Raw genomic sequence first — 20,423 nt, 5'->3', positions numbered from 1 at the left:
ATTAATTTTGTTTTAACTCATATCGATTTTATATTTGCCTTGATAGTCAAAAAATGAATCGACTAAATCCCAGCGACGTTTGTTTTGTTTCAGTAATAACAAATCTGGTTTTCTGAATCGAATTTGATCCGCCAATACATCAGTTACTTTATTATATTGAGGATGGATCATACCTGGCGTGCGGGTATGACTCAGCACAAATACTGCATAAAAAGCCTTTCGTTGTGCTGGTGTCGAGAAGCTAAATGTTTGCTTAAAATCATTACCTTCAATATCAATATATTGAATAATTAATTTATTGTCTTGATCGTGCAACAGCATTTGTTCGCATTTAAATAAATGATGATGCTGAGCATTAAGCACTTGTTTTAGGCGTTTATCGGGATCAATTAAAGTTGATTGGCAGCTATGACAAATACGTGCCGCAATATCATTTTCCGCTCCACAGTCAGGGCATGATTTTGATCTAAATCTAAAATCACACTGTTGATGCTCATCGAGCAATCCCTGGCAGCGTCTGCCATAATGTTCGATAATATCACCATCACCATCCACGAGACCCCAGAAGGTATTAGCAAATCGGCATACAGGGCAATGCACTTGTACTGGTACTGATTTGCTATTGGGTTTGGCTTGACCAACTTCTGGGTAAAATAAGTCATAACCATTAGCCGCATAATCAATCACTAAACAATCTGCTTTATTGGGAGCTAAACGTAACCCTCTGCCAATCATCTGTTGGAACAGGCTCACAGATGCGGTGGGACGCAAAATTGCGATAAGGTCGACATGAGGTGCATCGAAGCCTGTGGTTAATACGGCAACGTTAACAATGTATTTGAGTTGTTGGGTTTTAAAGCGATGAATGATGTCATCACGTTCGTTATGCGGTGTTTGAGCGGTAATTAAGGCCGCATCGTTGTCTAAAAGAGTCATGACTTCATTGGCATGCCTGACCGTTGCAGCAAAAATCAATACACCTTTTCGGAGTTCGGCAAGTTGTTTTACTTGTTTGATAATTGCTGTGGTTGCTCGCCCTTGATGATGCAGTAATGAGTCGACTTCTATTTGTGGATATTCACCACTGTCATGTGCAACGAGTTCACTAAAATCATACTGCGCACTCAGCCCGTCAAAAATTGTCGGTTTGGTTAAGTAACCTTTCTTGATCAAAGGCCGCATAGGTAGTTCGAAAATGCATTTCTCGAACACTGGGGTATCAGTATTACCAACTTTTCCATGATAATGAATCCGGTAAATCCAGCCTAAACCCAAACGATAAGGCGTGGCGGTTAGCCCAAGCAGTTTAATGTTAGGGTTACGTGCTTTTAGGTGCGTGAGCAGTTGTTGGTATTGACTGGTAGGCTCATTACTGACTCTATGGCATTCATCAATGATCACTAATGAAAATGCTTGAGTGAATTTTTCTAGTGCTCGAGCGGCTGATTGGACACTGGCTACCACCGTTTTACCATTTGCCTTTTTTTGATTTAATCCAGCTGAATAGATATTTGCCTCTTCGGTGAGCAAACCTACTTTTTCGGCATTTTGAGCGACTAATTCCTTTACGTGGGTTAACACCAGTACATTACCATTAGCAATACGTGCCAATTCGGCAATCAAAATACTTTTACCCGCACCAGTAGGTAGCACTAATACCGCCGATTGTTGGCTTTGCTTAAAATGGGCGATAGCCGCGTCGACTGATTGCTGTTGATAGTCACGTAAGATGATATTTACAGGGTTAGGAGATGAGAGTTTCACTTTATCGCTAACGTTATTCTGATTTATATAAAGCTTAACATAGGCAATCATTGATAAACCATGATGTTTTAGTTGGGTTGGGTAAATCAATTTCTCATGGCTAAAGATGATGAATACACTCGGGTTGTATTTTTCGGTGTAAGCGCTTCTTTTGGTATCTGTTGGTGTAGATTAATCAATTGATAAAAAAAGCCCCTCAATTGAGGGGCGAAAAGAGAAATTGGTCAGGATTTCTCAGGGTGGATAGAACATCACAAGTTGATTTTCATTACTCAGTTTTGTTTAAGCGAGACTCAATCAACGTATCAATTACCGCAGGATCTGCCAGAGTAGAAGAATCACCTAAGTTGGTTACTTCATTAGCCGCAATCTTACGTAGGAATCGGCGCATAATTTTGCCTGAACGCGTTTTAGGTAAACCACTTGCCCATTGGATAAGATCCGGTGTAGCAAGCGCGCCAATTTCTTTACGAACCCATTGACGAAGTTCTTGGCGTAACTCTTCTGTTGGCTCAATGCCACGGGTTAGAGTGACGTATGCATAAATGCCTTGACCTTTAATGTCATGTGGATAACCCACAACGGCAGCTTCAGCAACAAGCTCATGTGACACTAAAGCGCTTTCAACTTCTGCTGTACCCAAACGATGCCCAGAAACGTTGATAACGTCATCGACACGGCCTGTAATCCAATAATAGCCATCTTCATCACGACGGGCACCATCACCAGTAAAATACATACCGCGGAATGTTTTAAAATACGTCAGCGCAAATCTATCGTGGTCACCGTAAACTGTTCGCATTTGACCAGGCCACGAATCAAGGATAACTAAGTTACCTTCACCAGTACCTTCGACAATATCACCCATGTTATCAACCAGTGCTGGTTGGACACCAAAAAATGGTCGAGTTGCAGAGCCTGGTTTTGTATCAGTTGCACCAGGTAATGGACTTATCAGAATGCCGCCGGTTTCAGTTTGCCACCAAGTATCGACGATAGGGCAGTTTTCATGACCGATCACCTCATGGTACCAACGCCAAGCCTCAGGGTTTATCGGCTCACCTACTGAACCCATAATACGCAATGAATCACCTTTATAGCTGCTAAACTGTTCTTTACCTTCAGCCATTAATGCACGAATTAAGGTTGGTGCGGTATACAGGATATTGACGTTATGTCGATCAATCATTTCACCTAATCGAGCTGGAGTAGGGTGATTAGGTACACCTTCATGAATTAATACCGTGGCGGCATTAGCCAAAGGCCCATATACCATATAGGAATGGCCTGTAATCCAACCTACGTCGGCGGTACACCAATATACTTCGTCAGCTTTATAGTCAAACACGTATTCATGTGTCATTGAGGCATATACCATATAACCACCGGTAGTATGCAACACACCTTTCGGATTACCTGTAGAGCCTGAGGTATAAAGCAAAAATAGTGGGTCTTCTGCGTTCATCTCTGCTGCAGGGCAAAATTCTGAGGCAACTTCCATGAGTGAATGCCACCAAACATCTCGGCCTTCAACCCAATCTATGTCACCACCTGTGCGCTTTAATACAATGACTTTTTCAACGCAAGTAACATCAGGATTTGAAATGGCTTCATCAACACTGCGTTTTAAAGGGATTTTACGACCACCACGAACACCTTCGTCGGCGGTAATTAAGACTTTTGATTTACCATCAATTACTCTTGCCGCTATCGAGTCTGGTGAGAAGCCACCAAATACCACAGAATGAACAGCACCAATGCGAGCACAAGCTAGCATGGCGACAGCAGCTTCAGGCACCATAGGCATGTATATAGTGACGATATCGCCCTTGTTCACCCCTTGGCTACGAAGCGCATTGGCAAACTTACACACTTGGGTATGCAGTTCTGCATAAGTCAATTTGCGTTGTTCGTTGGCGTCATCACCTTCCCAAATAATGGCAAGCTTATCGCCGTGTTCTTCCAGGTGACGATCTAAACAATTGGCTGAGGCATTGAGCGTGCCATCATAAAACCAATTAATCGAAAGATTATGATCATCAAAAGACGTTTTCTTAATTTTGGTATAAGGTTTAATCCAATCAATACGTTTGCCGTGTTCTCTCCAGAAACCTTCTGGATTAATAATGGACTCCTGGTACATTTTCTTATATTGATCGTTATTAACCAGTGCGTTTTCTGCAATGTCACTAGGAACTTTGTAAAGAGACTGCGGGGTCATGGGGCTTCCCTTTCTAAAAATGGCGTGGTTAAAGTATCATCTGCAACGGGCTGTTTGCACTATTAGACCTTGGTCTAGTTTTAAAATACCCTTAATATTTAGTTGGTTGCACGTGTTAACATGGTAATAGTTACTGCAGAATTGGTTGATTATTTATGTCAATTCTCTTATGTAGGTTGTTTTGTGTTCAATGCATGATGTTTTAGATGAAAATAAAACTGATTTTTAATTATAAAGTGATATCGGACGTTTCATGAACTTAACCTTAATCGTTGCCGTGATTGCGGTGTGTTATGTGTCATTGCTGTTTATTTTAGCATGGGGCGCGGAGCGCTGGTTTAGTAAAATAAACCAAAAAGCTCAAGTGTGGATTTACGGCCTCAGTTTAGCGGTGTATTGCTCATCATGGAGCTTCTTAGGCACAGTCGGTCAGTCTGCTAATGATTTATGGTCTTTTTTACCTATTTTTGTCGGCCCAATATTAGTGTTCACGCTTGGGTTTGGCATGTTACGAAAAATGGTTGTAGTGTCTAAAGCACAAAACATTACTTCAGTAGCAGACTTTATTGCTGCTCGTTATGGAAAGTCACAATTATTGGCGGCTTTAGTTACGCTTATTGCATTGTTTGGCATCATGCCTTATATCGCGCTACAGCTTAAAGCAATGGTGTTTAGTCTTAATTTATTCCAACCTGACGATAACCCCCTAAGTCCAGTGGCAGTACCTTTATTGATCATTATGTTACTGGCCATTTTCGCCATTTTATTTGGTACTCGTAAATTAGACGCTACTGAACATAATCCTGGAATGATGGTCGCGATTGCGTTTGAATCATTAGTTAAACTTGCGGCATTTATCTCAGTCGGCGTGGTGATTAGTTTTGGTGTTTTTGATGGTTTTGGTGATATTTGGCAGCAGGCATCGGATAAAGCATTAATCGAAAACAGTCATATACGTTTAGAGTCGTTTCTCCCTGAACTATTTGTTGGTATGGCCGCTTTTTTGTGTATGCCAAGGCAGTTCCATGTGATGGTGGTCGAGTGTGGTGGCGAGCATATTTTAAAAAAATCACGTTGGATATTTCCAATTTATTTAGCCTTATTTGGCTTGTTTGTCGCGCCATTGGCATTAGCTGGCAAAATTATTCTGGGTGATTCGGTATCTGCTGATACCTATGTTATTAATTTGCCTTTGGCACTAGACCAACCAATATTAGCGGTTGTTGCCTTGTTAGGTAGTTTATCTGCAGCAACTGGGATGGTGATTGTGGCCGTGGTGACCATCAGTGTGATGGTCAGTAATGAGTGGTTGGTGCCGTTTTTGCTGCGAACAGGGCAAATAAGAGAAAAGAACTTTAGCCAATTTTCTCAATTATTGTTAAATGTACGCCGTTTATCTATTGTGGTTATCTTAGGTTTTGGCTACTTGAGTTATTTACTGTTTACTGACAGTGATTCACTTTCACATTTGGGGATGATGTCTTTTGGTGCATTTTCTCAACTAGCACCCGCATTAGTCGGCGGATTATATTGGAAGCACGGTAATAGAGCTGGGGTATACCTTGGTCTTGCTGTTGGTTTTAGCCTGTGGTGTTTTATTCTACTTCAAGGTGCCGGCGAAGCTCATTTGATGGGCAGTGAGTCTGGCTTACTCAATTCGATAACCCCAAATATTAGTGATACTTTGATTGCTTTGTTAGCGAATATATTTTTCTATGTCCTGGGTTCCCTTTGGTTTAGAGCAGGTGTTGCTGAGCGTATTCAAGCGAGTAACTTTGTAAAACCTTGGTCATCTAAGAAAGATTCAAAAAAACGTCAAGGGCCTATTTCGCAACAAGATTTGTTAATTTTGGCTAGCCGATTTGTGAGTCCTACTCGTGCTTATGAGAGCTTTAGTCGCTTTTCAGCCGATGCAGTAAAAAGTGACAGTTGGTACAAAGCTGCCCCAGAAGAATTAATTGCCCACACTGAACACATGTTGTCGGGGGTTTTAGGTGCATCAAGTGCGTCATTAGTGATGGACTCTGTCCTGCAAGGCCGCGATTTGGCGCTCGATGAAGTATTCAGTCTCGTTGACGAAGCATCCTCTAAAATCATTCTAAGTCAGGATATGTTGCGCGGCGCCATTGAACACGCTTATGAAGGCATGAGTGTGGTCGATAAAGACCTTAATTTAGTTGCCTGGAATTATCGCTATGTTGAATTGTATCAATACCCTGAAAGCTTTTTAGTTCAAGGAATGCCTATTGCTGATGTAGTGCGATTTAATGCATTGCGCGGTTTCTGTGGGGCAGGAGACATTGAAAACCAGGTCGCTGTACGAGTACAGCATATGCGTAATGGCACACCGCACACCTCTGAGCGCGAACGCCAAGATGGTAAAGTCATTAAGATTCAAGGGAATCCAATGCCTGATGGCGGCTTTGTGATGACATTCACCGATATTACCCAATATCGTTTGCAAGAGAAGGCGTTACTAGAAGCCAATGAAACGCTAGAAAGTCGCGTGCAAGAACGAACCTATGAATTGGCGATGTTAAACAGTGAATTACTTGAAGCTAAAGCGCAAGAAGAGCTCGCTAATGCGTCTAAAACACGATTTTTAGCCGCTGTCGGTCACGATTTAATGCAACCATTAAATGCAGCAAGATTATTTACGGCCTCGTTATCACAATATCCTAATCTAGATTTAGAAGCCCGCACCACGTTAACTCATGTGAATAGTTCGTTGAAAATAGCGGGAGAGTTACTTACCGATTTACTCGATATTTCTAAGCTAGACTCTGGCATGGTAGAGGTTAACCGCCGTGATTTTGCTATCGCTGAAGTTATTAATGGTTTATCGGTCGAATTTGATGCAATGGCAAGTGACAGCCAAATTTCTTTTTCGATGGTGCCCTCTACCGCGACGGTAAACTCAGACCCTTCATTATTAAGACGTATCTTGCAGAACTTTTTAACCAATGCCTATCGTTATGCTCGAGGTGGAAAAGTATTATTCGGCTGCCGTCATCGAGGTGATTTTGTTGAGATCCAAGTACTCGATACTGGCTGCGGGATTAATGAGTTTGATATACAAGAAATTTTTAAAGAGTTTAAACGTCTTAATCATCCCAGTAGCCGTAATGTCAGTGGTTTAGGGTTAGGATTAGCGATTGCCGATCGGATTAGTAAAGTACTTGATCATCAAATTCATGTAAGTTCAACTTTAGGTCATGGTTCTCTATTCTCTATATTCGTGCCATTAGGCGAAACGGTCAGTCAAATAAGCATTAAACCATTACCTGCATTATTGCAGCCTTTAGCTGGAATTAAAGTACTGTGCATCGATAATGAAGAGGCCATTCTTGCGGGACTAGAGTCTTTGTTAAGTCGTTGGCAATGCGAAGTTATTTGTGCCAAAGACCTTGCCGATGCTCGAATTAAGTTAGGGCTTAAAGGGGTTGCTCCAGACATCATGTTAGCGGATTACCACTTAGATGATGATCAAAATGGTATTGATGCTATGAATGGCATTCGCAGCCGTTATGGTGAGCATTTACCGGGGATATTAATCACTGCCAATACCAATAAAGATTTGGTTGATGATGTCGAAAGACAGGGCTATCACTATATGGCTAAGATGGTTAAACCTGCCGCATTGCGTGCATTAATTTCTAGCCTTGTGAAAAAGTAACTTGTCGATTTTTCTCTGCATTTTCAAATTAGACATTACATTTAGACAGCACAAATGAGGGTATTATGATTGCGTATGGCGACAGCATGTCGGGTAATTGTTATAAAGTGCAGTTGGTGTTGAATCTGTTAGGTGTTGAGCATCTATGGCAAGAAATGAGTATCACTAAAGGTGAAACGCAGACACCATCATTTTTGGCTAAAAATCAGCAGGGTAAGATACCGTTAATAGAGCTCGATGATGGCAGAGTGTTAACTGAGTCGAATGCCATTATGGGGTATCTTGCAGAGGGCTCTGAATTGATCCCAACTGATGTCTTTAGTAAAGCTAAAATGTATCAGTGGATGTTTTTTGAACAATATAGTCACGAGCCCTATATTGCGGTAGCACGCTTTATTCAGTTGTACTTAGGGTTGCCTGATGATCGTTTAGTTGAATATCACTCACTGCACGTTAAAGGCCATAAAGCGCTTGCGGCTATGGAGGCTGAACTTGCTAAGCAACTCTTTCTGTGTGGTTCGCAGCTTACCTTGGCGGACATTGCTTTGTTTGCGTATACCCATGTAGCTCATCAAGGTGGCTTTGAGTTGAATCACTATCCATATATTCGCCAATGGCTTGAAAGAGTGACTCAACAACCTGGCTTTATTTCCATGTTGGGGTAGGAATGTACACGTATGTCATTGAGTATCCTAGAAGAATGCTCAATGACCATTTTTTACAGTTTGTTAGCAGCTAAGTATCGTGGTATTGCCGGTTCAAATGCACTGGTTAACCCAACATAAGCAGGTCCAAAAGCTTGTAATCCGCGTTCAGTCATAAATTCTTTTGGCGCAGGTAATATCACCACAGCAACATTCATGCCCACAGTGTGATTAGGGTTAGTAATGGCTTTTTGGTTGTCCATGTCGAGAATACAAATCAAGTCTGGAATGGTGACATCAACTTGACCATTCAACCTGCCAACAAGGTTTTCATTCTTAATTTCGATATGATATTGATTATCTACATACTCACCCGTGCCATTAATCAACACTTCGCCTAAGGTAAACCCTTGCTGAGCACGGAAGTTAAACTCGCTAACCTTACCTCTAAATCCAACATAACCGCCGCCATGACTGGCAATGGCCTGGGCAATATCAATACCTTGTTCTTTAGCTTCTCGATAGGCTTTACCTATAGCAAGTGATTGTGAAATGGTACCTTTAATGACAGCGTCTTTTACCTGTTCAATCGGCATTGCATGGTCTATGGCTGCTATATCATTACGACTGATAACCGATAACGCTCTCACCACGGTTTCAGCGCGTAAGTCATCGATGATGTTTTCACAAATAAAACACTCACCAAATTCATTAGCCGTGACAATCGGTGCAGCAGGGATATTATTGAAGTAATAAGTTGAATGAGTAATTTCAGGTACAGCACGGCCTGCGACATCAGCATCAATAATGTAGCCATCAGCCATCGCAGCCACATAGAATGAAATCGCGGTATTTGAGCCACCTAGTTCACAACAAATAGTGCCGTAAAATGTATCCCCAGTATATTGCTCAAGGCGCTTAAAGGCGGTCATCATTGAAGATTGATTGCTTTTAGGTAATCTGTCATAAACAGCTTCCTCTTCCGCCGACATTGGTGATAATGCCCCTAGCATGTAAGGTGTGCAGATTTTTTTGCCTGCAGGCACATCGTCGACACTGACTAATTTAAATGTTTTACCTGCTGCGAGTGCACTATCGATATACTTAAATCCTTCATCAATCTCACCGCCGCCCCCAGTGCCTAAAATGACACAGCCATGTAAAATATCTGCAAGTTCAGTTCGGTTTAATAGTTTCATATTGTTCTCTTGAGGCTGACCCGCCCGATTGGGTGAATACGGGCAGGTTAAAAAAGTCGTTAAATGTATGGTTATGCCGATTATTGGCTTATGGGCGTATTCGATCTCATTGCCCATTTATGAGCTAGGAAATACACTGGTACTGTGACTAACATGGCATCGCACACTTCGATGCTCGTTAAGGTAAACCAACCTTGATTAGCCATCAAAGAGGCACTGATACCACACCCCCAAGCAATAATAGCGGGAATGTTGAATGCATTAACCTGTGGGAGCTCACTGATGTTGTAGCGTCTCTGACGACGTATAATGAAAAAATCGACAGTGTAAATAGACGCAACAGGACTGAAAATAATCGACAAGCTAAAAATAAAATGGGTAAAGCTGTCGAGCAAATTGAGTGAGGCCATAAACGCGCCTAATATTCCGCAACCAATAATGATTTTCCATTCATGCCAAGTTGGCTTTATGGCATTAAACCCCAGTGCGGCACTGTATAAATTAACCACATTAGTGACCCAACTCGATGCTATCAATAGTAGAAAAGCGCTAACGCCTAAACCTAGCGTCAGCATGACCGCTAATACATCTGAGTTTTTGACCGCAAGGCCGGCCATAGCGGCGGCAATATAGACAAAATTACTGATCCCTAAAAAGGGCAGGAAGGAAGCGATGGCGGCATCTTTTGGCTTGGCGGCAAAGCGGCTAAAGTCTGGCATCAATACTACACTCACAATAAAGCTACCAACCACGGCAGATACTGCTTCACCAAAAGTGAAGCTACTGGCAGTAAATTCTGCGGCAACGTCAGAAGGATCAGTAACAAATCCAATACTTTTGTACAGCATATAAGCCACTAACATAAACAGGATAGGAACAAATAAGCTCGATACTCGCTCAATAATTTTAAAGCCCCAGATGGTGGTAATGGTAATAAAGAAGCTTGATACCACATCAATGACCCAAATCGACGGGGAGGCTTGAAATAGCTGTAATAATAGCTGCTCAGTGACATCGCTAAATAAATTGATATTGACGCCATACCAGCCTAGTAGTGATATCACAAATGCAAGACTGACAATATTTGCACCTTGTAAACCGAATACAAATTTCATCGTCATACAGGAGCTGAGTCGGTTTTTCATTCCGACGATACCTGTGATGGTGCCGAGTATGGACAATATGAGTCCGCCCAGTAAAAAGGCATAAATACTTTGCTCTAGTCCTAATGCGGAACCAATTTCTAAGCCGGTAATTAACCCCGGTACTGCAAAAGCCAGTCCGCCATTGACCATGCCAATGCTCCAGCCATTGTGGGTTTTGCTCTCTGGAACCGGTGTTGTCGCATAATCTTCGAGTAAACCATCAAGAGATGTGTGATCTGGCATGCTTGTCCCTAATAAATTAAGGCTCCAATGTTGGAGCCATACAACACAATGTGCGAATGGTTAGAAGTTGTAAATCGCTTCAATACCAAAGCTACGCGGTTTATTAGGTTGACGCGCAAGATCGGTTACACCATCACCAAATAAAAATAAGTCTTCAATAGTGCGCTCATCTGTCGCGTTATCGACATAAACTTGTACTGTCCAGTCTTGAGATTTAACCCCTAAACCAAGGTTCAAGGTCGTTGATGCTGACGAGCGTATATCAGGAATATCGATAGAGAATGACTGCGGACCCACAACTTGAATATCGGCACGGGACATCAAGGTCCAATTACCACTCAATTCATAACTATGATTGACTGAAAGGCCATAATTATAGTCAGACACGAAGAATTGAGGTTTACCTTCTAAACTAGGTTGACGAGCAAATTCTTTGATTTCAGAATCGATGATACCCACACTAAAACGGACATCTAAATCTTCCATCAGTGCTAAATCTGCTTCTAATTCAAGCCCTTTAGTCACCACGTTATCAATCGAGAGGTTTTCTAGGGTGAAAGTATCAACATTAAATTGCGTGATTTGCGCATCAGTTTGATCAATCCAAAACGCGGCGCCATTTAAGGTTAGGTGATTGTCAAACAAAGATGTTTTAAACCCTACTTCATAGCTGTCTGATACTTCTTTTTTAAAGTTTCGATCGATGCCTTCAGCTGGCTCATTAAACCCACCACTTCTAAAGCCTTTTGAATAACCGGCAAACATCAGTAAATCTTCGGTCATTTGATAAGCAAGCGTCGCTTTAGGCTGCCATTGACTGAAGGTTTGCTCTGCAAATGTGGCGTCAGGCGCATTTGGGTCATAAGATTCGCGTTTGTCTTCATCGAAACGTAATGCGGTAGTCAGTTCAAGTTTATCGGTGACGTCGTAGTTTGTTTGTCCTGCTAATGCCCAAGCGTTGCTAGTATTTTTATCAGCGATAACAAAATAGATGCTGTCGTTGGTAAAATCTGATCGAGATTCTGGGGTGTCACCGGCGAAATCATCAAAAAAGTTAATGGTATTATCACGTTTTTTATCTTGATAAAATGCCGATACAGCCCATCGAAGCGCTTGGTCACTGCGAGAGGTAAAACGCGATTCTAGCGTGAAGGATTCAACATCAAACAAACCTTCAGTAGCAAATGGAGCTCGGAAAAAACCATCTTCATCAATAAAAGTAGCATCAGCAGAGTAGTCACCATCGTAAAAATGCTCGTTAGTGGAATTGCTGTAGGCCGTAATAAAATCAAAGGTACCGAGGTCGTAATCTTGGCTCAACTTAGCGCTTAATTCGTAAACATCACGTTGGTTGTTGTTATATATATTGTTTGAGGTAGGTAGATTAAAGTCTTCGATAGTGTCTTCTGACACATTTTGATAATAAGCAAATCCAGCGTCACTGGTGGTGTAACGTCCACGAAGGTTTAAACTGGTTTCTTCAAATAAATCAAATTCAAGTTGTGCAAACACAGATTTTTCGGATAAATAATCTGCTTGGTCATTTAAAAAAACGTTATCGATTAAACCATCGGTATTTTTGGTGTAACCGCCAACCCGAAAAAATGCGCTGTTTGACTCGTTAAGCGAACCTGATACAACGCCACTAAGTTTATAAGTATTGCCATTACCAATAGAGCCTTTTACCGAACCTTCAATATCTTCAGTAGGCTTTTTGGTGGTAACAATGACCGCGCCGCCAACAGCACCTTTGCCGTACAGGGCGCCTTGGGCACCGCGCATGACTTCAATACGTTCAATGTCGACCAAATCTTGGTTGATGAATTCTAAATCTGGTGCGGTGACACCATCGACCACAAACGCGAGTGGGGCATCGCCAACTTGTGGAGTTATAAGTCCGCGGATAGTAATGCGCGCTAAACCTGGGCGAAAGTTATCCAGTTGGCTTAGGTTTGGGGTCATGTCGGCAACATCGCGAAAACTGGTGATGCGCTGGTTTTCAATCATATCGGCACTAAACGCGGTGACTGAGTCTGGAACGTTTTGTAATGTCTCAGTACGACCTCGAGCCGTAATTGAAATACGTTCAACACCAGTAGTATCGATGGTGTTACTTTCTGGGTCTTGGGCTTCTTCTGCCATTAAGGGAGAGCACAAGGCCATTGAAATTGCTGCTGCCACAAAAGATTTTTTTGTAAGAACTGTAGTGGTACTTTTTCTCATGACCGTTCCCTCTTTGGGGTTATATTAGTTATTGTGAATCGTAATCAGATTGTTAAAAATAATGACTTGCAGCCATTTTGCAGCTTTACCTGCAAAATAATATTTTGTAGTTGGGTATGAATGCGAAAATTATTTATTGTATTTAGCGTGAATATGGTTATTTTGGTAATTTAAATACAGATGATTCAGTATAGGAAACCCACTAAATTCGATAGGTTGGCAATATGAAGAAAAAAATGAAGATTGACAGCTACAATAAAAAAATATTATCCACCTTGCACCTGGAAGGTGCGCTTACCAATATTGAATTAGCTGAAAAAGTAAACTTATCGCCTAGTGCATGTTTTCAAAGAGTCAAAGCATTAAAAGAGGCAGGCTATTTTAGAAATTTACATGCCGACGTTAATTTAGATCAGCTTTGTGAGCACGTGTTGGCTTATATAGAATTTACTTTAGAAGATAATAGCGCGCCATCGAGAAGACGATTTGTTAGCCGTATTCACGAGATCCCAGAGATTATGGATTGCATGCAATTGAGTGGCGATGTGGATTATATTTCGTTAAGTTGTTTTCCGAATCTTAAAAAACTTAATGAAGTGTGCACAGAATTAAGTGATCAAACAGATTTGCGGATAAAACACATTAAAACGCGTATTGTGCTCGAACGGGCAAAATGGTTTTTAGGCTATCCATTGTCAAAATTGAAGTGGTTAGATGATGAGCATGATGGTGAAATGGTGTCAGAGCGAGCCGCTATCTCGTGATATCACTATTGCTTAATACGCAACCTTAAAAGTAGGGTGATAATAAACGCCTCTCAAACAGGCCTTACTTTGTTAACTGAATGAATTTTCAACAAGGCTATTGACGAGTCAATAGCCTTGTTAGTAAAAATGACGGGTTCGATAGTATTTTAGTTGTAAGCGCTAGATAGTTATTGATTAGTTAACATGGGTTCTGATTTTATAATATTTTCCACTATCTTTATGCTTCATCAGATCAGTAGTTAGTCTGAAGGGTAAGTTTTTAGAATGAGTATATTGGTAGCTAATGTTGTTAAATTAATGTCGTCAATAGCGAATAGGCAACAAGCAGCATAATAGCGCCCACTAAAGCGTCTATTAAACGTTGTATCCGAGGTGTTCCTAGCCAAGGTGCAAGTTTTGCCGCGCCAAATGCGATGGTGTAAAACCATATTATTGAGGCTAGCATGGTGCCAATAGCAAAAGCCCATTTTTCATTGCCATCAAAAGTGCCACCCACACTACCAAGTATCATTACGGTATCTAAATACACATGAGGATTAAGCAAGGTGACGGCAAATGTGGTACCTATAATTTTTTTACGGCTATTGGCAGCTGCAATGTGTGTCGCAACTAGGTACTGATTTCTCCATACACTTTTGAACGACATAACGGCATAAACAACTAAAAAAGTGATGCCTCCCCAGCCTATCAATAACATTAACCATTCACTACTAGCGATTAATTTTCCTCCGCCAAAAATGCCAAGGCCAATCAACAATACATCGCACAACATGCAAATAGTCGCCGCCAGAAAATGATGATTGCGTTTTATTCCCTGACTTAATATGTAAGAGTTTTGGGCGCCAATTGGAATAATCATTCCTAAGCCGAGAATAAGTCCTTGAAATAATGCAGAAGTGACCATGAGTTTCCTAGTTACAAGCAATGTAATGAGTTGCTAAAGTAGCAATAGTTTTGTTATAAGTTAAATTAATAATTTTTCTGCTGTATAAGATAAATTAATGAAAGCGGCATAAATACCGGTTACGATGGTTTCAGGGGATTTAATGAGTTGGTAAAACAATGAGTAAACTTGATTATAAATTGCTGCAAGCATTGAGCTGTGTGATTAAAGAACAAAGTTTTGAGCGTGCAGCAGGTGTGTTGTGCTTATCGCAATCGGCAGTATCGCAACGGATTAAACAATTAGAGCAACAGTTTGCTCAACCAGTATTGATTAGAAGCCAACCTATTCAAACTACAGATTTAGGTAAGCAGCTCTTAAAGCACTATTACCAAGTGGTACAGCTAGAAGCTGACGTACTTCCTAGTGCTATGCCTCATTCGCCCCAGACTCCGTTAACTCTGAATATCGCCACCAATGCCGACACGTTGGCAACTTGGCTCATTCCGGCAATAGCCCCAGTGATTAAGTCACATTTAGTTGAGATAAATCTGCTGATTGAAGGTGAAGCTCGTACGATTAATAGGTTAAAGGATGGCCAAGCTTTTGGTGCCATTTCGGTGCAATCTACACCGATTAAAGGTTGTCAATTAACTCGATTAGGCTGTGTCGACTATCTGCTAGTGGCGTCACCTGAGTTTAGTCGTCATTATTTCCCTAACGGCATTAGTGCTGACAGCCTTAAAAATGCACCGGGTATTGCGTTTGATCATAAAGACAATATGCACACACGTTATATTCAACAGCATTTTGGTTTGATGCAAGGTGAATATCCATTACATGCTGTGCGTTCATCAGATGCTTTTGTGACCATGGCTAAACATGGTGCTGCCTATTGTTTAGTACCAAAAACGCAAATTAAACCAGAACTAGCCACAGGTGAGTTAGTGCACATATGTAAAGACCATATCATCACTGAAACGCTTTACTGGCACCATTGGATTTTACTTAAAGGTGTCTATAAAGCTGTTTCAGATGCCATAGTTGCGCATGCTCAAGCGGTATTAGATTAAGCAAACTGACGAATATTAACCAGCTCTGCAACTAACTCAACGTATTATCCATGGCTAATCAACGTTTGATTATCTTCGCTGGGGATTATGGTATCGGCAACAGATAACATTGCAGAGGTTAATTGGGTTAATTGTGCAGCACTAATAGTGTAAGGCGGCATGATGTAGATGTAGCGGCTAAAAGGCCTTACCCACACACCTAAGTCAACAAAGGCTTTTTGTAAGGCTGCGGTATTCACTGGCGAGTGCATTTCTATTACGCCGACACTGCCAAGTACTCGTACATCTTTAACCTCTTTTGAAGCCATGGCAGCGGGCAAGGTGCGTATTAAATGCGTTTCAATGTCTTTTACTTGACGTTGCCAATCGCCTGTAAGCAATAAGTCTAAGCTGGCTGTTGCTGCAGCACATGCCAATGGATTCGCCATAAAAGTAGGGCCATGCATAAACACACCGGCGGGCGAATCACTAATACCATTGGCCACTTCGTCACTGCATAAGGTGGCTGCGAGGCTAATATATCCACCGGTTAAGGCTTTACCTACACATAAAATATCGGCCTCAATATTGGCATGCTCATAAGCGAAGAGGGTGCCAGTACGGCCAAATCCGGTAGCTATTTCGTCTAATATCAATAGCACATCGTATTGGTCGCAAAGTTGGCGAAGTTTAACTAAATAAGCTGGTGAGTAAAAACGCATTCCGCCAGCACCTTGCATGATGGGTTCAATAATCACCGCAGCAATATCTTGATGGTGTTGCGCAAATGCGGCATTTAATGCGAGTGTATCGGTTTGATTCAACGGTTCGTCAAACTTTGAGGTTGGCGCAGGGATAAAGACTTGTTTAGTCACATTGTTGCCAAACATGGTATGCATTCCACCATCAGGATCACATACGCTCATCGCTGCAAACGTATCACCGTGGTAACCGCTTTTTACGGTCATGATACGCTGTTTTTGTGGTTGGTTTCGGCCTTGCCAATATTGCAGCGCCATTTTTAAAGCAACTTCTACTGCAATTGAGCCCGAGTCTGCTAAGAAAACCTTAGTTAAGTTATCACTTGTCATCTGCACTAAGCGTTTTGACACCTCAATCGCTGGCTGGTGGGTTATGCCACCAAACATCACATGACTAAGTTGCGATAGCTGCTTTTGCATAGCGGCTAAAATGGTCGGATGACTATAACCATGCACACAAGACCACCACGAACTGGTGCCATCAATCAGTACCTTTCCATCGTCTAAAGTTAACTCGCAACCTTGAGCGGAAACGACTCCATATACTGGCAGAGACTGGGTCATAGAAGTGTAAGGGTGCCAAATATGTTGTGCATCGAAAGTGTAATCGATAGTGGTATTTGTGTCGGAAAGTGCCATAATCATAGGTGCTCGTTTTTTAATCGCTAGTAAAGCGCGAAGTGGTTGTTGCGTTGACAGTTTACGGGCTCAGGGTATCCTAGCCAACATAAAATCAAAATAAAGGAATGATCCATGTCGTTAGCTGAAGTTCGTCACGATTGGCAAAAAGCACAAATTGAAGCATTGTTTGCGCTGCCTATGAATGATTTATTGTTTAAAGCTCACAGTATTCATCGTGAAACGTTTGACCCTAACGAAGTGCAGATCAGCCGTCTTTTATCAATTAAAACCGGTGCATGCCCTGAGGACTGTAAATATTGTCCACAAAGTGCACGCTACGACACGGGTCTTGAAAAAGAACGTTTACTTGAAATTGATAAAGTACTAACCGAAGCTAAAAGTGCTAAAGCGGCAGGTGCTTCGCGTTTTTGTATGGGCGCAGCTTGGCGTAACCCGCGTGACAAAGATATGCCGTATTTGACGCAAATGGTAAAAGATGTCCGTGCTTTAGGCATGGAAACCTGTATGACATTAGGGATGTTGTCGTCTGAACAAGCCGGAAAATTAGCCGACGCTGGTTTAGATTATTACAACCACAACCTTGATACCTCGCCTGAATATTACGGCGACGTTATTACCACTCGTACTTATCAAAGTCGCTTGGATACGCTAACAAACGTACGTGCATCGGGCATGAAAGTGTGCTCAGGCGGCATTGTGGGTATGGGCGAAAAAGCTACTGATCGCGCAGGTTTATTGCAACAGTTAGCTAATTTAGAACAACACCCAGATTCAGTGCCAATCAACATGTTAGTCAAAGTTGCTGGTACGCCGTTTGAGAATATCGATGATCTTGACCCGCTTGAGTTTGTGCGCACTATTGCTGTAGCGCGCATTATTATGCCTAAGTCGCGGGTGCGTTTATCTGCAGGACGTGAAAGCATGAGTGATGAACTGCAATCAATGTGTTTCTTTGCGGGTGCTAACTCTATTTTCTACGGTTGTAAGCTATTAACAACTGCAAACCCGGAAGAAAATGATGATATGAGTTTATTCCGCCGTTTAGGTTTGCATCCAGAGCAAGGTCCTCAAGCCAACATCGAAGCAGATAGTGCACTATTAGCCAAAGCCAGTGCCATACAAGATAAGTCGACTAAACAGTTTTTTGATGCTGCTGCGCTGTAATCTAACATGACGTCATTAGGCCAGCCTGACATTGGGGAACACCCAATAACATTGCGGATAAGTGAAAAACTTGCCGAACTGCAGGCTGCAGGATTATTACGCCAACGACATGTTTCGGCAACGTCGCAACAATCAACACTGATTGATTTCAGTCATAATGATTATTTGGGTTTAGCCCAAGAGCCTGCGTTAGCACAAGCTCTTCACGACGGTGCAACCGTGTATGGTGTAGGTAGTCGGGCATCCCCGCTGGTAAGCGGGTATAGCCAAGCTCATGTCGCTCTGGAACAACGTTTATGTGAGATTACCGGCCATCAAGCTTGTATGTTGTTTAGTTCAGGCTTTAGTGCCAATAGCGCGTTAATGAAAACCTTGTTTAATACCGATGACACGGTTATCGCTGATAAGTTGGTGCATGCCTCAGTCATAGATGGTTTAAAAGAAAGTGGCAGTAAAATTAGCCGATTTTTGCATAATGATATCAATAGCGCTGCACGCATTATTGAACGAAATCCCAATACTGCAGTCGTCACTGAGAGTGTATTCAGTATGGACGGTGACATAGCCCCCATTGCTGAACTATCTGATTTATGTAAGCAATATGGATGTTGGTTAATTGTCGATGATGCCCATGGCTTTGGAGTATTACCAAGCTCGTTTGTTAATGCCGATAATGTCGATATTCAAGTGGTCACCTTTGGCAAAGCACTAGGGGGTCAAGGCGCTGCAATCTTAGCTTCAAAAGAGGTGATTGATTACTTAGTTGCGACTTGCCGTGAGTATATTTACTCAACTGCTTTAGCGCCAGCCAATGCACAATTAGCATTAGCGGCAATTAATTGGCAACAAACGCACCCAGAATTATTGGCACAATTAACGGCTAATATTGCTTTATTTAGGCAACTCGCATTAGAAAATCGACTTTGTATTATGTCTTCTAACACTGCAATTCAACCGATTATGGTCGGTGATAACCATCAGGTTGTCGCAATTGCGAAGCAATTAAAACAACAAGGTTTTTTAGTTGGCGCTATTCGTTCACCAACCGTGCCAAAAGGTCAGGCGCGTTTGCGAATTACTATAAATGCACAGCATCAAGTCGATGACATTCATGCATTGGTGAATGCTTTGACTCTGCTTATCGATCAATATAATGATTCTGACGTAATGCAAGGTGCATTAGCACCACAAACAGTGACTAAATAAATCGTATCTATGAGACCCTCATGACGTTAGATAATTCGGTGGCAAATAAATTTTCAATCGCCGCATCTCAATACAAGCAACATGATGTATTACAACGTATTACAGCTAAGCAATTATTAGACAATGCGCCATTATTTGGCACCTTACTCGATGTTGGCGCTGGTCCCGGTACGAGTTTTAACGCCTTTATTGACGTTGAGCAGGTCGTTGCGGTTGATATCGCGCATGGCATGCTTAAGCAACTAACAAAACAACACCCTGACTACTTACCTATTTGCAGCGATGCACAGGCGCTTGGATTACAAAGTGCTTCCATTGACAGTATCTATTCCAATTTAGCTTTACAATGGTGCCAAAACCTACCCGAAGCGTTTGCTGAGTTTCATCGGGTATTACGTCAAAATGGTGAATGTCATCTCAGTGTGGTTGTTGATGGCAGTTTGGCTGAGTTACAAATATTAGGTTTTAGAGTTAACCAATTTAATTCTGTGTCGGCACTTAAAGCAGCGTTTATGGCATCTCAAACAACCCGTAATGATTGGCCGAATATTGATATACAGGTCGAGAGTATTAGCGTGTATTTTGATGATTTACGTAGCCTGTTGTATTCGATAAAAGGTGTGGGTGCATCATTTGCTCAGCAAGATGACAATAACGCTAGGCAACATCACCCACTCACCAAGCAACAGTGGCGGCAGCGAATCGTACTTGCAGAAACTTTGCGTACCGATCAAGGCATACCATTAACTTATCAAATTGCGTATATCCGCGCCAAGCGAGGCTAACAGTATGTTGTATTTTGTGACAGGAACAGAGACCGACAGCGGAAAAAC

Annotated in this window: 14 protein-coding genes; 7 read left to right on the top strand and 7 right to left on the bottom strand. The window is 41.9% G+C overall.

The window, feature by feature from the left end:
• Positions 1-12 precede the first annotated feature (12 nt).
• Both H5202_RS07175 and acs read right to left on the bottom strand, forming a co-directional pair.
• Positions 13-1,815, bottom strand: coding sequence for a DEAD/DEAH box helicase (locus H5202_RS07175; protein WP_220493794.1), 1,803 nt, complete (start codon positions 1,813-1,815; stop codon positions 13-15).
• A gap of 217 nt (positions 1,816-2,032) precedes the next feature.
• Complete coding sequence (gene acs, locus H5202_RS07170; protein WP_182771471.1) at positions 2,033-3,985, bottom strand: acetate--CoA ligase; 1,953 nt, start codon at positions 3,983-3,985, stop codon at positions 2,033-2,035.
• A gap of 253 nt (positions 3,986-4,238) precedes the next feature.
• Here acs and H5202_RS07165 point away from each other — a divergent pair, with 253 nt between their 5' ends.
• Both H5202_RS07165 and H5202_RS07160 read left to right on the top strand, forming a co-directional pair.
• Positions 4,239-7,661 (top strand): hybrid sensor histidine kinase/response regulator, encoded by a 3,423-nt coding sequence (locus H5202_RS07165; protein ID WP_182771470.1) that lies wholly within the window; start codon positions 4,239-4,241, stop codon positions 7,659-7,661.
• A 65-nt stretch (positions 7,662-7,726) separates the two neighbouring features.
• Complete coding sequence (locus tag H5202_RS07160; protein WP_182771469.1) at positions 7,727-8,326, top strand: glutathione S-transferase family protein; 600 nt, start codon at positions 7,727-7,729, stop codon at positions 8,324-8,326.
• Between the two features lie 53 nt (positions 8,327-8,379).
• Here H5202_RS07160 and H5202_RS07155 read toward each other — a convergent pair whose 3' ends face one another.
• The 3 genes from H5202_RS07155 to H5202_RS07145 all read right to left on the bottom strand — a co-directional run bounded on the left by H5202_RS07155 (position 8,380) and on the right by H5202_RS07145 (position 13,115).
• Entirely contained in the window at positions 8,380-9,504 is a 1,125-nt protein-coding gene (locus tag H5202_RS07155) for a DUF917 domain-containing protein (RefSeq protein WP_182771468.1), read from the bottom strand.
• A gap of 80 nt (positions 9,505-9,584) precedes the next feature.
• Positions 9,585-10,892 (bottom strand): cytosine permease, encoded by a 1,308-nt coding sequence (locus H5202_RS07150; protein WP_182771467.1) that lies wholly within the window; start codon positions 10,890-10,892, stop codon positions 9,585-9,587.
• Between the two features lie 60 nt (positions 10,893-10,952).
• Positions 10,953-13,115 (bottom strand): TonB-dependent receptor, encoded by a 2,163-nt coding sequence (locus H5202_RS07145; RefSeq protein WP_259397226.1) that lies wholly within the window; start codon positions 13,113-13,115, stop codon positions 10,953-10,955.
• A 224-nt stretch (positions 13,116-13,339) separates the two neighbouring features.
• Between H5202_RS07145 and H5202_RS07140 the strand changes: the two genes are divergently transcribed.
• Entirely contained in the window at positions 13,340-13,879 is a 540-nt protein-coding gene (locus H5202_RS07140) for an Lrp/AsnC family transcriptional regulator (protein WP_182771466.1), read from the top strand.
• Between the two features lie 292 nt (positions 13,880-14,171).
• Here H5202_RS07140 and H5202_RS07135 read toward each other — a convergent pair whose 3' ends face one another.
• On the bottom strand, positions 14,172-14,786 hold the full coding sequence (locus tag H5202_RS07135) for a LysE/ArgO family amino acid transporter (protein ID WP_182771465.1): 615 nt from the start codon (positions 14,784-14,786) through the stop codon (positions 14,172-14,174).
• A 158-nt stretch (positions 14,787-14,944) separates the two neighbouring features.
• On the opposite strand from H5202_RS07135, the gene H5202_RS07130 reads away from it, so the two are divergent.
• Positions 14,945-15,838 carry a LysR family transcriptional regulator ArgP gene (locus H5202_RS07130; protein ID WP_182771464.1) on the top strand — a complete coding sequence of 298 codons (894 nt, stop codon included), beginning with the start codon at positions 14,945-14,947 and terminating at the stop codon, positions 15,836-15,838.
• A 44-nt stretch (positions 15,839-15,882) separates the two neighbouring features.
• Here the strand turns inward: H5202_RS07130 and bioA are convergent, their stop codons facing one another.
• Complete coding sequence (gene bioA / locus H5202_RS07125; RefSeq protein ID WP_182771472.1) at positions 15,883-17,217, bottom strand: adenosylmethionine--8-amino-7-oxononanoate transaminase; 1,335 nt, start codon at positions 17,215-17,217, stop codon at positions 15,883-15,885.
• 114 nt (positions 17,218-17,331) lie between these two features.
• Here bioA and bioB point away from each other — a divergent pair, with 114 nt between their 5' ends.
• From bioB to H5202_RS07110, 3 genes are read left to right on the top strand one after another with little or no spacing between them, the layout of a single operon-like run.
• Complete coding sequence (gene bioB / locus H5202_RS07120) at positions 17,332-18,384, top strand: biotin synthase BioB (protein WP_182771463.1); 1,053 nt, start codon at positions 17,332-17,334, stop codon at positions 18,382-18,384.
• A 6-nt stretch (positions 18,385-18,390) separates the two neighbouring features.
• Positions 18,391-19,590 (top strand): aminotransferase class I/II-fold pyridoxal phosphate-dependent enzyme, encoded by a 1,200-nt coding sequence (locus H5202_RS07115; protein WP_182771462.1) that lies wholly within the window; start codon positions 18,391-18,393, stop codon positions 19,588-19,590.
• Positions 19,591-19,610: 20 nt separating this feature from the next.
• Positions 19,611-20,375: a methyltransferase domain-containing protein gene (locus tag H5202_RS07110; protein ID WP_182771461.1), complete on the top strand. Its 765-nt coding sequence runs from the start codon at positions 19,611-19,613 to the stop codon at positions 20,373-20,375.
• Positions 20,376-20,423: the final 48 nt, after the last annotated feature.

It is taken from the genome of Shewanella sp. SG41-4 (assembly GCF_014164505.1).
Classification (GTDB): domain Bacteria; phylum Pseudomonadota; class Gammaproteobacteria; order Enterobacterales; family Shewanellaceae; genus Shewanella.
Note: the sequence above shows the minus strand (reverse complement) of the source record. Positions and strands in the feature narration are given on the sequence as shown.